This window comes from Pelagibius sp. CAU 1746, assembly GCF_039839785.1.
Classification (GTDB): Bacteria; Pseudomonadota; Alphaproteobacteria; order Kiloniellales; family Kiloniellaceae; genus Pelagibius.
In genome coordinates, this window is record NZ_JBDOQT010000001.1 from 2,134,057 (window position 1) to 2,148,560 (window position 14,504).

Annotated in this window: 16 protein-coding genes; 10 read left to right on the forward strand and 6 right to left on the reverse strand. The window is 67.1% G+C overall.

Features of this window, described 5'->3' with window-relative positions; all coding sequences use genetic code 11:
• Nucleotides 1-152: 152 nt before the first annotated feature.
• The 5 genes from cimA to AAFN88_RS10050 all read left to right on the forward strand — a co-directional run bounded on the left by cimA (nt 153) and on the right by AAFN88_RS10050 (nt 6,787).
• Entirely contained in the window at nt 153-1,766 is a 1,614-nt protein-coding gene (gene cimA / locus AAFN88_RS10030; protein WP_347520156.1) for a citramalate synthase, read from the forward strand.
• Nucleotides 1,763-2,560: a hypothetical protein gene (locus tag AAFN88_RS10035; RefSeq protein WP_347520157.1), complete on the forward strand. Its 798-nt coding sequence runs from the start codon at nt 1,763-1,765 to the stop codon at nt 2,558-2,560. The genes cimA and AAFN88_RS10035 overlap by 4 nt, the downstream gene beginning before the upstream one ends.
• Nucleotides 2,561-2,576: 16 nt before the next feature.
• Nucleotides 2,577-3,353 (forward strand): RNA methyltransferase, encoded by a 777-nt coding sequence (locus AAFN88_RS10040; protein WP_347520158.1) that lies wholly within the window; start codon nt 2,577-2,579, stop codon nt 3,351-3,353.
• Between the two features lie 303 nt (nt 3,354-3,656).
• Entirely contained in the window at nt 3,657-5,864 is a 2,208-nt protein-coding gene (locus AAFN88_RS10045) for a hypothetical protein (RefSeq protein ID WP_347520159.1), read from the forward strand.
• 170 nt (nt 5,865-6,034) lie between these two features.
• Nucleotides 6,035-6,787: an SDR family oxidoreductase gene (locus AAFN88_RS10050; protein WP_347520160.1), complete on the forward strand. Its 753-nt coding sequence runs from the start codon at nt 6,035-6,037 to the stop codon at nt 6,785-6,787.
• Nucleotides 6,788-6,817: 30 nt separating this feature from the next.
• On the opposite strand, the gene AAFN88_RS10055 is transcribed toward AAFN88_RS10050, so the two are convergent.
• Complete coding sequence (locus AAFN88_RS10055; RefSeq protein ID WP_347520161.1) at nt 6,818-7,276, reverse strand: MarR family transcriptional regulator; 459 nt, start codon at nt 7,274-7,276, stop codon at nt 6,818-6,820.
• Between the two features lie 255 nt (nt 7,277-7,531).
• Here AAFN88_RS10055 and AAFN88_RS10060 point away from each other — a divergent pair, with 255 nt between their 5' ends.
• Complete coding sequence (locus tag AAFN88_RS10060) at nt 7,532-7,822, forward strand: hypothetical protein (protein WP_347520162.1); 291 nt, start codon at nt 7,532-7,534, stop codon at nt 7,820-7,822.
• 338 nt (nt 7,823-8,160) lie between these two features.
• Here the strand turns inward: AAFN88_RS10060 and arfB are convergent, their stop codons facing one another.
• Both arfB and AAFN88_RS10070 read right to left on the reverse strand, forming a co-directional pair.
• Nucleotides 8,161-8,583: an alternative ribosome rescue aminoacyl-tRNA hydrolase ArfB gene (gene arfB / locus AAFN88_RS10065; RefSeq protein ID WP_347520163.1), complete on the reverse strand. Its 423-nt coding sequence runs from the start codon at nt 8,581-8,583 to the stop codon at nt 8,161-8,163.
• Nucleotides 8,584-8,608: 25 nt separating this feature from the next.
• On the reverse strand, nt 8,609-9,511 hold the full coding sequence (locus AAFN88_RS10070; RefSeq protein ID WP_347520164.1) for a DMT family transporter: 903 nt from the start codon (nt 9,509-9,511) through the stop codon (nt 8,609-8,611).
• Between the two features lie 342 nt (nt 9,512-9,853).
• Between AAFN88_RS10070 and rpsD the strand changes: the two genes are divergently transcribed.
• A complete protein-coding gene (gene rpsD, locus AAFN88_RS10075) occupies nt 9,854-10,468 on the forward strand; it encodes a 30S ribosomal protein S4 (protein WP_347520165.1) in 615 nt (204 codons plus the stop codon).
• Nucleotides 10,469-10,627: 159 nt separating this feature from the next.
• Nucleotides 10,628-11,002 (forward strand): cyclophilin-like fold protein, encoded by a 375-nt coding sequence (locus tag AAFN88_RS10080; RefSeq protein ID WP_347520166.1) that lies wholly within the window; start codon nt 10,628-10,630, stop codon nt 11,000-11,002.
• Nucleotides 11,003-11,027: 25 nt separating this feature from the next.
• Here AAFN88_RS10080 and AAFN88_RS10085 read toward each other — a convergent pair whose 3' ends face one another.
• Nucleotides 11,028-11,594, reverse strand: a complete 567-nt coding sequence (locus AAFN88_RS10085) for a CARDB domain-containing protein (protein ID WP_347520167.1) — start codon at nt 11,592-11,594, stop codon at nt 11,028-11,030.
• A gap of 652 nt (nt 11,595-12,246) precedes the next feature.
• Here AAFN88_RS10085 and AAFN88_RS10090 point away from each other — a divergent pair.
• Together AAFN88_RS10090 and AAFN88_RS10095 are read left to right on the forward strand one after the other, a co-directional pair.
• Nucleotides 12,247-12,666: a CBS domain-containing protein gene (locus AAFN88_RS10090; protein WP_347520168.1), complete on the forward strand. Its 420-nt coding sequence runs from the start codon at nt 12,247-12,249 to the stop codon at nt 12,664-12,666.
• Nucleotides 12,667-12,858: 192 nt separating this feature from the next.
• A complete protein-coding gene (locus tag AAFN88_RS10095; RefSeq protein WP_347520169.1) occupies nt 12,859-13,722 on the forward strand; it encodes an MBL fold metallo-hydrolase in 864 nt (287 codons plus the stop codon).
• A gap of 77 nt (nt 13,723-13,799) precedes the next feature.
• Here AAFN88_RS10095 and grxD read toward each other — a convergent pair whose 3' ends face one another.
• Both grxD and AAFN88_RS10105 read right to left on the reverse strand, forming a co-directional pair.
• Complete coding sequence (gene grxD / locus AAFN88_RS10100; RefSeq protein ID WP_347520170.1) at nt 13,800-14,138, reverse strand: Grx4 family monothiol glutaredoxin; 339 nt, start codon at nt 14,136-14,138, stop codon at nt 13,800-13,802.
• Nucleotides 14,139-14,236: 98 nt separating this feature from the next.
• The gene (locus tag AAFN88_RS10105; RefSeq protein WP_347520171.1) at nt 14,237-14,476 is read right to left on the reverse strand and encodes a BolA family transcriptional regulator; all 240 of its coding nucleotides are present in this window, start codon (nt 14,474-14,476) and stop codon (nt 14,237-14,239) included.
• Nucleotides 14,477-14,504: the final 28 nt, after the last annotated feature.

Consider the following 14,504-nt stretch of genomic DNA (forward strand, 5'->3'; position numbering starts at 1 on the left):
GCGGTCTTGCACAGGATTGCGCCGAGCGGCGGCGGACATCGCCGCGGGCGCCGGGCCGCCCCAAGTTGACGTACCCCCCGGCCTGTGCTGAATAGCGCCCCTGGGGTTTTCGAGGGGAAGAAGCCCCGGCGCGAGCAGGTCAGGACGGGATCATGGTAAACGACAAGCGGGTCTATCTTTTCGATTCGACCCTGCGCGACGGGGCGCAGTGCCAGGGCGTGGACTTCACGGTGCCCGACAAGGGCGCCATCGCGCGCGCCCTGGACAAGCTGGGCCTCGACTACGTCGAAGGCGGCTGGCCGGGGGCCAATCCGACCGACGACGCCTTCTTCGCCGATCCGCCGGACTTCAAGACCAGCCGCTTCGTCGCCTTCGGCATGACCCGCCGGCCCGGTCGCAGCGCCGACAACGATCCGGGTCTGGCCGCGCTGTTGAACTCCAAGGCCGACGCCATCTGTATGGTCGGCAAGTCCTGGGATTTCCATGTCGACGTGGCGCTGGAGATTCCCCGCGCCGAGAACGTCGCCATGATCGCCGACTCCGTCGCCCATGCCCTGACCCGCAAGGACGAGGTGATGTTCGACGCCGAGCATTTCTTCGACGGCTACAAATCCAATCCGCAATATGCGCTGGAGTGCATCGAGGCGGCCCACAAGGCCGGCGCCCGCTGGGTGGTGCTCTGCGACACCAACGGCGGCACCCTGCCGGACGAGGTCGAGCGCATCGTGGCGCAGGTCTGCGAGAAGATCCCCGGCAGCCACGTCGGCATCCACTGCCACAACGACACCGAGAACGCTGTGGCCAACTCCCTGGCCGCGATCAAATCCGGCGCGCGCCAGGTACAGGGCACGCTCAACGGCCTGGGCGAGCGCTGCGGCAATGCCAACATCATCTCGCTCATCGCCTCGCTGAAATTGAAGAGCGACTACGACATCGGGATCGACGATCACGGCGTGTCGCAGCTTACCCATGTGTCGCGGCTGCTCGACGAGCGGCTCAACCGTCAGCCGGCGCGCAACGCCGCCTACGTCGGGGAGTCGGCCTTCGCGCACAAGGGCGGCCTGCACGTCTCCGCCGTCGCCAAGGATCCGCGTACCTACGAGCACATCGACCCGGCCCTGGTCGGCAACCGCCGCCATATCGTGGTCTCCGACCAGGCGGGGCGCTCCAACATCCTGGCGCGCCTCAGCGAGGTCGGCATCGAGCTCGACCCCAAGGATCCCGGCGTCAACAAGCTGGTGGAAGAGGTGAAGTCGCGCGAGTTCGAGGGCTATGCCTACGATGGCGCCGAGGCCTCTTTCGAGCTGCTGGCCCGCCGGGCGCGCGGCGAGGTGCCGGGCTACTTCTCGCTGACCCGCTTCCGCATCATGGACGACCGGCGCTGGAACGCGAAGGGCGAGTTGGTGACCGAGTCGGAGGCCACGGTGACTCTCGAAGTCGCCGGTCACGCTAAGATGGAGGTGGCCGACGGCAACGGCCCGGTCAACGCGCTGGACACCGCCCTGCGCAAAGCCCTGGTGCCGGTCTACCCGCAGCTCCAGGACATGCGCCTGGTGGACTACAAGGTGCGCATCCTCACGCCGCAGGCCGGCACCCGCGCGGTGACGCGCGTGATGATCGAGAGCGCCGACGCCAGCGGCCGGCGCTGGACCACCATCGGCGTCTCGACCAATATCATCGACGCTTCTTTCAACGCCCTGCACGACGGCATCACCTGGAAGCTTTTCCAGGATGGAGCGTCGATTCCGCAGGAGGTTGCCGAATGAGACGTGCCGCCTGGACGTTCCACGCCCTGCTGATCGCCCCCGTCCTGCTGCTGGGCCCGCTGCCGCTGGCCGCCCAGACGGAGAGCCCTTCCGACGCGCCCTCCGCGGTGGAGGCCAGCGAGGGCGAGACGGCGGCGCCGGCGGAGGTGCTGGCCGCCTTCACCCGGCTGGTCGACCGCGGCGAGGCGCGCAACCTCTTCGGCTTGCCGCGGGAGTCCTTCTGGCGCCGTTCCGGCGCCTTGGAGATCGCGATCTTCGCGCAAGACGCGGCAGCGCTGCGGCCCGTGCTGGAAGGCGTGGCGGCGCCCTTCGCCGAGGTGTCCGGGCTGGAGATATCTCTTTTGGAGACCGGGCCGGCGGTGACGCCTGCGCAGGACCTGGGCGTGCTCGCACCGGAAGCGGAACTGGTCATCATCGTCGGCTCGCGCCTCGATCTGGCCGAGATCGCCGCCGCCGGCGGTTTCAACAAGGGCATGTTGGCGAACTTCGAGATGGGCCGCTGGCCCTTCATGTTCGTCTTCGAAAAGGACCAGCGCCGCCGCGGCGTCATGCTGCTGGCCGACGACGAGCCGGCCCGTGCGCGCGAAGCCGCCTTCATCCTGGCGACCGTTTGGGGGTTGGGCGGGGTCACGCTGGGGCCGGAGCTGACCGGCCTGGTGCGTGATTCCGACAGCGGCCCGGGGCTGACTCCCTTGGGGCAGGCGGTTTTCCGCCTGTTCTTCCATCAGGACCTGAAGAGCGGCATGCCGCTAGGCGATGCGGTGCGGCGCGCCGAAACCCTGCTGCCGCAATAGAACGCGCGATAGACTCTTGTCCGGCACCGACCGCACCCGCGAAGCAGACCTGGCACCCGGCCCGGCGGTTATCCTGATCGATCCGCAGTTGGGCGAGAACATCGGCATGGTGGCCCGCGCCATGCTGAACTGCGGCCTCACCGAGTTGCGCCTGGTGCGTCCGCGCGACGGTTGGCCCAGCGAGAAGGCGGAGGCGGCAGCCTCCGGCGCCCGGCAGGTCATCGAGGGGGTGCGTCTCTTCGACACGACGCAGGAGGCGGTCGCAGACCTGCAGCGGGTCTACGCCACCACGGCGCGCCCGCGCGGCATGGTGAAGCCGGTGGTGACGCCCGCTCAGGCGGCGGCGGAGCTGCGCGCCGAGGCCGCGGCGGGGCACAGGGCCGGGCTGCTGTTCGGGCCCGAGCGCTCCGGCCTGGTGAACGACGATATCGCGCTGGCCGATGCTGCGCTCACCGTGCCGCTCAATCCGGCCTTCTCCTCCCTGAACCTGGCGCAGGCGGTGCTGCTGGTCGGCCATGCGTGGTTCCTGGCCGCCGACGCGACGGCGCCGCGCAAGCTGGAGACCGGGCCCGGCGAACCGGCGAGCAAGGCGGAGATCGTCAACTTCTTCGAGCGCCTGGAAGCGGCGCTCGACGAGACCGGGTTTCTCTGGCCGCCGGAGAAACGTCCGACCATGGTGCGCAACCTGCGCAACCTCTTCCACCGCATCGCCCCGACAGAGGGCGAGGTGAACACCCTGCACGGAATCATCTCGGCGCTGCGCGGCGGCAAGAAGGGCGGCGGAGGTACTTAGCCGCCGCCGGCGGAGCCAAACCCCCGGTGCAATTGAGTCTCCACTCATGAAAGTCCGCGGCGCGAAGGTTGCAGGTGCCGGCGATTCCGCGCCGCCTTCCCCACAAATTTAACACATCGCCTAGTCCTCTGCGCCGTTGCGCGCGAGGGCCGGAAGCTGTTGCCATCAGCGGGCACAGAAAGGCAGCGAAGCGGCACGGGGACAGGTGCCTGCCTTCAAAGCTTGCTGTCAGGAAGGCGCAGCTTCGTGCCGCCGGACCTACCTCTCTGCATCCGCCACCCCGGTTAAGGAACGGAGAGACTTATGGCCGAAGAAAAGAAGAAGCCGTCGAGGAAGACCTACACTCTCGTCGTGCCGCTCGATGCCAGCGGCATCGACGACCGCGATGGCGGCGCCCTACTGAAGGTCGTCGCGCGCGACAGCGACGGGAAGATCGTTTCCGACAGGGTGAAGTTGGGGCGCGAAGGCAAGGGCCAGGCGAGCCTCACCCTGGCGGCCCTGCCCAAGAAGCTGCGCGTCGCGGTGGGGCCGGTCGACGCCTCCGACGACGAGTTGCTGGCGCTGCAGACCGTGACCCTGGACGTCAGCGGCCGTCAGTGGGCCGGCAAGCCGGAGCTGAAAGTCGCGCCGGTGGTGATCTCTCCCTACTACTGGCATTGGTGGCTGCGCTGGTGCCGCACTTTCACCATCCGCGGCGTGCTGCGCTGCCCCGACGGCCGGCCGGTGCCCGGCGCCAAGGTCTGCGCCTACGACGTCGACTGGTTCTGGTGGTGGAGCAATCGCCAGCTCATCGCCTGCGACACGACAGACGCCAACGGCGCCTTCGAGATCAAGTTCCGTTGGTGCTGCGGCTGGTGGCCCTGGTGGTGGTGGCGCCACCGCTTCTGGCGGTTGGAGCCCGATCTCGTCAAACGCATTCAGCCCGAGCTGCTGCGCGAGCCGAACCTGCCGCGTCTCGGCGATCCTTCGCCGCAGCCCTCGCTGGAAGTGTTTCAGACCCTGCTGTCCGACGACGGCATGCCGGCCAACCCCGGCGTGACCGCCATCGATCCGGAACGGCTGCCGAAACTGGCCGACCGCCTGATCAAGCGCCTGCCGCGCCTGCCCGAGCTGGAGCGGCTGCGGGTCTGGCCGTGGCGCCCCTGGCTGCCGTGGTGGGACTGCCACCCGGATGTCGTCTTCGAGGCGACGCAGACCTGCGACGGCCAGGAGCATGTGGTGCTCGAGGAGTCGATCTGGGATACGCGCTGGAACATCCCGACCACTCTCGACGTCTCGCTGGTGTCCAACGACGAGGCCTGCTGCCTCGGCGACTTCGACGAACCGGAAGGCGATTGCCTGGTCATCGACAGCATCTGTAACGACCTCATCGCCAACATCGGCGGCAACCCGCCGGCTGCCCCTGGCGTCGCCCTGCCGACGGACGGCTTCCGCAATCCGGCCGGCGGCGGCACCTGGAGCGATCGACCTTACGCCGGTAACGTGCCGATCAGCGGCCGCTTCGGCTTGGCCGCCGATGTCGACTACTACGAGTTCGAGTACTCCGACGACGATGGGATGACCTGGAACGCCATGCCGACCGGCGCGGCCGGCGGCTTCACCAGGCTCTATTGGGGACCCAAGCTGGGCACCGCCGATCCGCCCGCCTGGCATTCGGTTCCCTTCGGATTCAACCTGGTCGAGGACACCGGCGGCACGGACCACTACGTGATCAAGAGCCGCCAGCGCTTCGAAAAGGACAACGACCTGCCGAGCTGGGGCACCTCGCGGTTCTGGTGGAGCATCACCATGTACCGCCTGATGACCTGGAAGACCGCGGGGCTCTTCACCGACGGGCGCTATCGCCTGCGCTTGCGGAGCTGGACGCTGAGCGGCAATAAGCTGGGGGCATCGGAGCTGCTGCCGCTCTGCGGCACGCAGGACGACAACGGCCTGGTCGTTGCGCTCGACAATCGCACGACCACCGGCGGTCCGACCAACGCCAACGGCCAGGCCTGCGGCGCCGGGACGGTGCACGTCTGCACGACGGAACCCGACACCGACATTATCTCGGTCCGGATCATCCATCCCGACAGCAGCTTCACCAACGTGGCGCCCTGCGGCAACGTGCCGGTGACGCCGAACGATCAAGTGCAGATCGACTTCGCCGCCTACGATCCCGACGGACACCTGGCGCGCATCTCCCTGGATGCGCACTGGGGCGAGGACCAGGTGCACAGCCTGCTGCCCTTCGGATCCTTGACGCCGCTGGGGCCGTCACCGGTGCCCTGGTCGCCGCCGGCGGTCCAGGCTGCGGCGACCTATGCGGCCGCGCAGGGCCTGGGGGCCGTGCCCCCGGTCTGGCATGGTGGGACCATGCGGCTGACCATCCCGGTGGCGACGGACGCTTTCCCGACGAGCTGCTGCTACCTGCTGCGGCTCATCGCGCGCAAGCGGACCATCGTCAACTGCGACGACGATACCTGGACCCACGTGAACGTCAGCGAACGCAGCTTCATGATCCAGGTCTAGCTTCAATCCCGCAACCGGCGGTCCCGACTCACGAAGGGCGGGGCCGCCGGGCTTTCTTCTCTCAAGTTTCCCGTAGGACTGTTCGGTCCAAGTCTCTAAACTGCCGCGCGCCCGGGCCGGCGTCAGCGGTCCGGCGAAGAATCCGGAACAGAAGTCTTGGAGAGAAAGTCATGGCGAAGACGGCATTGGTGACGGGGGCCAGCTCGGGTGTCGGAAAGGCGGCGGCGCTGGCGCTGGCCAAGGCAGGTTACAAGGTCGCCATCTGCGCGCGCCGCGAAGAGGCGCTGAGGGAGACCGCCGCCGAGGCCAGCGACCAAGGGGCAGGCGCCATGCTGGTCATCACCTGCGACGTTTCCGATCCCGACTCGGTGGTGGCGATGTTCGCCAAGATCGACGGAGAGTTCGGCCGCCTGGACGTGATCTTCAACAACGCCGGGACCAACGTGCCCGCGACCAACTTCGGCGATCTGGAATGGAGCGCCTGGAAGAAGGTCATCGACGTCAACCTGAACGGCATGTTCCTCTGCGCCAGCGCGGCCTTCAAGCTGATGCAGCGCCAGCAGCCGCAGGGCGGGCGCATCATCAACAACGGCTCCATCTCCGCCCATGTGCCGCGGCCGGGTTCGGCACCCTACACCTCCTCCAAGCACGCAATCACCGGGCTCACGCGATCGATCTCCCTCGACGGGCGGCCCTACGACATTGCTTGCGGGCAGATCGACATCGGCAACGCCGCTTCGCATATGACCGAACGCATGGGCCAAGGCGTGCCGCAGGCCGACGGCTCCATCAAGCCGGAGCCGACCATGGATGCGGCCCACGTGGCCAACGCCGTCGTCCATATGGCCGACCTGCCGCTGGAGGCCAACGTGCAGTTCATGACCATCATGTCCACCAAGATGCCCTTCATCGGGCGCGGCTAGGGGGCTCTCTGCGCAGGCGACGGGGCTTGATTAGCGCTCCCGCTTTGCCGAGGCGCCGCTGTCCAGCAGCGGCGCGGCGTCCAGGCCGGACGCCCCCATCATCGCCGCGACTTCGTCCAGGGTCTCGATGATCCCGCGCTGGCGCGCCGCCGGCAGGTCCCCGAAGGCCTCGATGAAGCGTTCGTGCAGCAGGGGCGGGGCCTGGCGCAGCAGGTCGCTGCCCTGGCGCGTCAGGCGGCTGTGCACCACCCGGCGGTCGCTGGCGCTGCGGTAGCGCTCGATCAGCCCGCGGTTTTCCAACCTGTCGAGAATCGTCGTCACGGTGCCCTGGCTGAGGCTGACGTGGCGCGACAGTTCTCCGCTGGTCACCTCTCCCAGATCGCGTACCGCCTGCAGGACCACGACCTGCGGAGTCGTCAGGCCAACCTCTCGGGTCAGCCGCTTGGAATGCAGGTCGGTGGCGCGGATGATACGCCTGAGCGCGGTCAAGACCTCCTGCGAAGGATCCTCCCGGTTGGTCCCCGAATCCGATTGAACCTTGCGCCGACCTGTAGCGGCACCTTCTGCTAACGCCATGACAAGCTTGAATCCTTCTCCGGCGGCTCCAGAGTCCTTTGACTTGAAAACTTTTGAGTTGAAAATATATTAGAGGGACCCGAGACAACGCTCAAGCAGCGACGCGCCCGCCGAGAGTTCTTCCGGCAGAGCGAGCGTCCCCTCCAAGAAAATCGAAAGGTAGTGAAGATGCGGCTAAGCGAATTGCAGACTCAGAGGGTGCAGGAGCATACCGGCGCCAGCGTCGTGCCGGACGACAACCCCTCTATGCCGCTGTTGAAGCAGAACTTCGGAGATCACACCTTCTTCCTCGACAACGAAGGCCTACATGTCTGGGAGGCCGTCGACGACGACCCTTCCGACGGCGCCAAGTTGGTCGGTGTGCGCATCGCGTCGTGGAGCGAAGGCGAGGACAAAGCACTGGTACCCCACGATCCGGCGCCGAGCCACGTTCTCGAGGCGCCGGACGCGGAGTCCTGAGAGCTAGGGAGGCGGTGATGCGGCGAGCCGTTCCGGTTTTGCGGGATAGTCCCGAAACGGGAACACCCAGGCCCCCGCCCGAGCGGCCGCCGGAACCGGTGCCGCCGCCGATGCCCGACCCGGATGAGCCCGAAGAGCCGCCGGTGGAGATTCCACCGGATTATCCGGATCGGCCGGAGCCGGAGGTCCCGCCGGATTGGCCGGATCAGCCGGAAATTCCACCGCGGGAACCGCCGGACAGTCCAGCTCGGCAGTCGGCATGCCCCTCATCGCCGTAACGAATCACCCCCTTCCGTCCGGGAGGGGGTGTTTCCTTTCTGCGCCGTCGGCAGGGTGCTTCAGTCCTCGCGGGGCGGTCCGCGGCGCAGCTTCTTGATCTGGCCGCGCTGGGTCTTGGCCTCCAAGCGCTTCTTCTTGGCCGCCTTGGACGGGCGCGTCGGGCGGCGCGGGGTCGGCGGGATGGCGGCCTCGCGCAGCAGCTCGACGAGGCGCTCCAGCGCGTCCTCGCGGTTGCGCTCCTGGCTGCGGAAACGGTTGGCCGTGATCACCAGCGCGCCCTCCTTGGTCAGGCGCTTGCCGGCCAGGCGCTCGGCGCGGGCGCGCAGAGCCGGCGGCAGGGAGGGCGAGTGGCGCAGGTCGAAGCGCAGTTGCACCGCGGTGGCGACCTTGTTGACGTTCTGGCCGCCGGGGCCGCCGGCGCGCAGGAAGGTCTCCTCGATCTCGCCGGGATCGAGCTCCACCGAGTTGGTGATCCTGATCATGCCCCGGGCTGCTTCTCTCGGAGAATCACGGAAGGGCGGCGCGCCGCCGCCGGTTGCCCGCCAGGGCGTGGCCGGCCAGGGTCGCGATCACGATGGCGCCGCCCGCGATGGCCAGGTTTCCGGGATACTCGCCGATCACCAGCCAGACCCACAGCGGACCCAGCACGGTCTCCAGCAGCATCAGCAGGCCGACTTCGGCTGCCGGCAGGTAGCGTGGCCCCGCGGTGATGAGGGCGAAGGAGACCGGAGCGACGACGAGGCCCATGAGCAGCACGGCGAGGAGGTGGGACCCGGCCGGCATCATGTTGCCCGGCTCCAGCCACAGTGCCAGGGGTAGGGCGGCCAGGGCGGTGAGGACACCGGCCAGGGACATGGCGGGGATCATGCTGACGGCGCGTCCGTGGCGGGTGATGGTCAGGCTGGCACCGATGCAGATGGCGCAGCAGAGGGCGGCGAAGTCGCCCCACAGCGAGCCGCTGCCCAGATCCTCGGAGACCAGCAGGCCGATGCCCAGCAGGGTGGAGGCGATGGCCAGCCAGGTGCGCAGAGGTACCGCCTCGCCCAGGAAGCTGCGGCTCAGCAGGGCGGCAACCAGGGGCGCGACGGCGATGATGATCAGCACGTCGGCCACCGTGGTATGGCTCAGGGCCAGGATGAAGAACAGCGTGCTGCCGGTGAAAACCACGGCCAGCAGGATGCCGCAGCGGCCGATCGAGCGGATCTGCGCCAGGATCCCGCCCCGGTGCAGGACCGCCAGGATCGCCAGGATGCCGATCGCCTGCAGCACGCCGCGCCAAACCAGCAGCGAGAAGGGCTCCATCCCGGCCAGGCGCACCAACAGGCTGTCCGGGGTCAGCACCACGACCCCCAAGGTGGTGAGGAGCAGGCCTTTCTGATGGTCGGGCAGGTGGAGTTCTGAGACGGACATCAGGGGATAAATCCGGGCTTTTCTCTGCTCTGGGGCCGGGGTGGTGGGGTGACGATTATAGGCAATCTAAGGTTGTTTGGGCGCGGATGCCAGCCTAATTGACTTTCCTGCGGCTCTGCGTATAGTCCCCGCTTCCTTTCCGGGAAAGTGGGAGGGCCAGAGGGCCTCGACCCCGCCCAGAAGCTCCTGAAGGTTAGCCCGTTTTGGCGGACCTTCGCAAAGGCTGGAAACCTCCGGCCGGCCTTGTGGACAGGTTTCCGCAGGCTGCTTCCTGGGACTACCGGAACAATAAGGCCGACCCCGGAACGGGGCGGCATCGTGAAAGAAAGGAGCCGCTCGGCCATGTCCAAGCGCGTTGCGTCGAAGTACAAGATCAACCGCCGCCTCGGGGTCAACCTCTGGGGCCGTCCCAAGAGCCCCGTCAACAAGCGCGAATACGGCCCCGGCCAGCACGGTCAGCGCCGCCGCAAGCCGACCGATTTCGGCATCCAGCTCGCCGCCAAGCAGAAGCTGAAGGGCTACTACGGCAACATCGGCGAGAAGCAGTTCCGCCGCTATTACGCCGAGGCCAACCGGCGCCGCGGCGATACGGGTGAGAACCTGATCGGCCTGCTGGAGCGCCGCCTCGACGCCGTCGTCTACCGCGCCAAGTTCGTGCCGACCGTTTTCGCGGCCCGCCAGTTCGTCAACCACGGCCATGTCACCGTGAACGGCAAGCGCGTCAACATTCCCTCCTACCAGGTGAAGGAAGGCGACGTGATCCAGGTGAAGGCCAAGAGCCGCGAGCTGCCGCTGGTCCTCCAGGGCGTCGAGTCGGTGGAGCGCGACCTGCCGGATTACCTGAACGTCGACCACAACCAGATGAAGGCCACCTTCGTGCGCGAGCCCAAGCTGGCCGACGTGCCCTATCCGGTCTCCATGGAGCCGAACCTGGTCATCGAGTTCTACTCGCGCTAAGCCGCGAGCCAGACCCCGCAAGAGGGCCGGCAGCGACCGTCAGGGTCGCGCCGGCCCTTTTCTTTTTCCGATCAAAAGCTTGCGTTAGAATGCCGCTGTGACGATTGAAGCGCCGCCGGGGACGGCCCCGAGGCGGCGGCAGAGGAGGAACCGCAGGACATGGCCAAGCTACGTATCACCGCCGGCAGCGCCGCCATCGAGGTGGAGACCCGGGACACGCCTACCGCGGAGGCGATCCTGGCGGCCTTGCCGCTCCGCTCGACGGCGCGGACCTGGGGCGAGGAGGTCTACTTCGACACCCCCGTCAGCCTGCCGCGCGAGCCGGACGCCAAGGCGGTGGTGGAGCCAGGGGAGATCGCCTTCTGGACCGACGGCGACGCCATCGCCATCGGCTTCGGCCCGACGCCGGTCTCCCAGGGCGGCGAGATCCGCCTGGCCTCGCCGGCCAACGTCTGGGCCGATGCCCTGGGCGACGTGACCGCCCTGGCGGCGGCACGCGACGGCGATCCGGTGACGGTCGAGGAGGTCGGCTGACCGGACGCCGCCGACCGGCTCCCGGTCAGTTGGGGTCCGTGCAGAAGCTGTGGAAGGAGTTGTTGCCCTCGTTGGACTCCCCGATGCTGTTGGTCGGGTCGATGCTGATGTGGAATTGGGCCTTGCCGTTCTTCCAGGCGCTATCGGGGATGGCCACGGCGGAGCCCTTCGCGGCGCCGGCCTGGATCATCGGGATCGTATGGGTCAGGAACTGGCCCGTCGCGAAGGTGAAGGAGACCTGAACCGGCGTAGCAAAGGTGTTGCCCTTATTGCGGACAACGATCTGGACGTAGCGCGAGCGCCCGTTCCCGGGCTCGCTGGAGCAGTAGTGGCTGCCGGCCTTACCTTCCTGAATCACCGGGTTCATGTACTCGCCGGCGAGGTCGATGAACCTGCTGCCGAGGCCGTCCATCGGCTTGACCGGGCCGGGGGCCGGCTTGACCGGACGCTTCGCCGGCGCCTTGAGTTGGCCGGACTGGGCGCTGTGCTGCGCCGAGCGTGCTTGCGCGGTGGAACCGCCGGCGAAGTCGGGCGCAGTCAGAGGAACGGCGATGGCGGCGGCAGTGGCGGCCAGAACCAGGTTCTTGAACATGTGATGGTTCCTTGCTCAGGGTTGAATCTCCCTGGTAGTCGGTTCTACCCGCCGTAAGGTTCAAACGCACAAGTGTCTTCAAGACATTGGTCTAATCCTCTGGTCTGTAATGGAAAAATAAGAGAGATGATCTGTCGGGCGAGGTTGTGGCCAGCGGACCCAGGGCCATGCCGCCTGGTCACGCCACGCCGGCGGCCGGGGCCTTTCGAAGGTGCCGCTGCCCAGCCGGAGGGCCGGGAAGGCGCCCCTCGACCGGCTGGAGAAGACGGTCCCGAACGGCGTGGCCATGGGCTATGGGCTGGGGGCCATGGACCGGGGGCTGGAGGTTGGCGGGGCGGCCCGGTTCGCCGAAATCTCCCCGCCGGGAACCTCATGTAGGAGGTGAGGTCCGGCCGAAGCGGAATGCCGGCGCGGCATTGCGATTGCAGATCAGGCTTCAAGAGTATCGCTTTAGATGTTCAAAAATATTAATCTAAAACAAGTAATTACGAAGCTTTTCTCGACTTAAGATTCGACTTTAAGAGGGGCCGCGCGGGACTGGGCCGAGGCGACGGCCGCGGCCCCCGGGGCGCATTGATCTGGCGCATGGGGGCGGCCGCCGGCGCGGGCGAAGATGGCGGATCGCATCGACAGCAGAGGGGGAGGCCCCGCCGTGAACATCAAGATTGCCGACCTCATGGCCAAGCGGGTGATCTCCGCTCAGCCGCATCACAGCGTCGATCATCTGCGCGGTCTCATGGAGCGCAACCGCATCCACGCGGTGCCGGTCGTCGGGCCGGAGGGCGAGGCGGCGGGCATCGTCACCACGGCGGACGTAGCGCGCAAGCTGAAGGGCGAGACCCCGGTCAAGCGGATCATGACCACCAGGGTTTATTGCGTGCCGGCCTACAACGACGTCAGCGCGGCGGCGCGCGTCATGCGCAAGCACCGCATCCATCACGTCGTGGTGACGCACGAGAAACGCGTCGTCGGCATCCTCAGCTCGCTCGACCTGTTGAAGCTGGTCGAGGGCCACCGCTTCACCGCCAAGAACGCCCCGGCGCCGGGCAAGAAGGCGCGCAAGTCCGCCTGAGCCTAGGCGCGGGACCAACCAAGGAGAGGGCCGCGGCCCGGAGGCAGCGGCCCATTTCTGTCGCTCTGGCATAGCGGCAGTGGTAAGGGCCGTCTCACGGCAAAGTGATGGTCGCTTGCAAGCGGTGGCGCTTTGCCGGGTAGCGGCCTCAAGTACACTTCCGGCAGGTCCCATCACTGGAGGAAAGATGCAATGGCTTGGCGGATATGTGCAGTCTTTCTAACGCTGGCTCTTGGGCTTGCGGTCCATCCGGCGTCAGCGCAGCAGAGCGCCCCGCAACGCGCGATCACCCAGATCGCCGGCGACCTCTATCGCTTTCAGAACAACTTCCATTTCTCGGTGTTCCTGGTCACCGAAGAAGGCGTCATCGCCAGCGATCCGATCAATGCCGAGGCCGCGCGCTGGCTGAACGACGAAGTGCAGCGGCGCTTCGGGCAGCCGATCCGTTACGTGGTCTACAGCCACGACCACGCTGACCACATCGCCGGCGGCGAGGTCTTCGCCGAAGCCGGCGCAACCATCATCGCTCACGAGCGGGCAAAGGCGGCGATCCTCGGCGAGGGGCGGCCGACCGCGGTGCCGGACATCACCTTCACCGATCGCATGAGCCTCAACCTCGGCGGCAAGACGGTCGAACTCGTCCACGTCGGGCCGAACCACTCCGACAACATGATCGTCATGCACTTCCCTGCCGAGCGGGTGGTCTTCGCGGTTGATTTCATCTCGGTGAAGCGGCTGCCCTTCCGCACGCTCTCCGACGCCTACTTCCCGCAGTGGATGGACGCCATCGCGCGGGTCGAGGAGATCGACTTCGACATCTTGGCGCCGGGCCACGGCGATATGGGCACCAAGGCCGACGCCGCCGACCACCGCCGTTATTTGGAGACCCTCTACGACCAGGTGCTGGCGGCGGCGCGCGCGGGCAAGTCCGTCGAGGAGATGAAGGCCGAGATCACCCTGGATGCCTACAGTGGCTGGCAGCAGTACGAGGCATGGCGCGGCGAGAACATTGAGGGCATGGCCGCCCACATCGCCCTGCACCGGCGCGGCAACTGACAAAGGCCGGAGACGCCGAAAGGGCCGCTGTCCTTCACGGAGCAGCGGCCCTTTCTAAGGAAGGCTTTGTCGGTTGATCAGGCGGCCGGCTTGGCGTCGACGCCGTTGGTGGCGAGGAATTCCTGCAACTCACCGCTCTGGAACATCTCGCGGATGATGTCGCAGCCGCCGACGAACTCCCCCTTCACGTAGAGCTGGGGGATGGTCGGCCAGTTGGAGAAGTCCTTGATGCCCTGGCGGATGCCCGGATCCTGCAGCACGTCGATGCCTTTGAACTTCACGTTGAGGTGCGAGAGGATCTGCACCACCGCGGCCGAGAAACCGCACTGCGGAAACACCGGCGTGCCCTTCATGAACAGCACGACCTGGTTGTCGTCGATCTCCTGTTTGATCCGCGCGGCTACCGTATCATCCACAACCTGAACTCCTTTCCCGTTTGGCGGCGTGCCTACAGCCTTGCCGCCCGGCCTCCCAGAGGGCCGCTGTTGATGTGTGTGGTCTCGGGCCTCGGCCTTTAGCCTTCTGCCGGCGCCGATGTCTGCAGCGCCAGGGCGTGAAGCTCGTTGCCCATGCGGCCCTGCAGGGCCTCATAGACCATTTGATGCTGCTGCACCCGGGTCTTGCCGCGGAAAGCCTCGGACACGATGTAGGCCGCGTAGTGGTCGCCGTCGCCGCGCAGATCCTCGATCCGCACCTGTGCGTCCGGCATCGCCGCCTTGATCATGCCTTCGATATCCCCGGGGTTCATCGGCATAGTGTCGATCCCAATCTCTCGTTCGTTC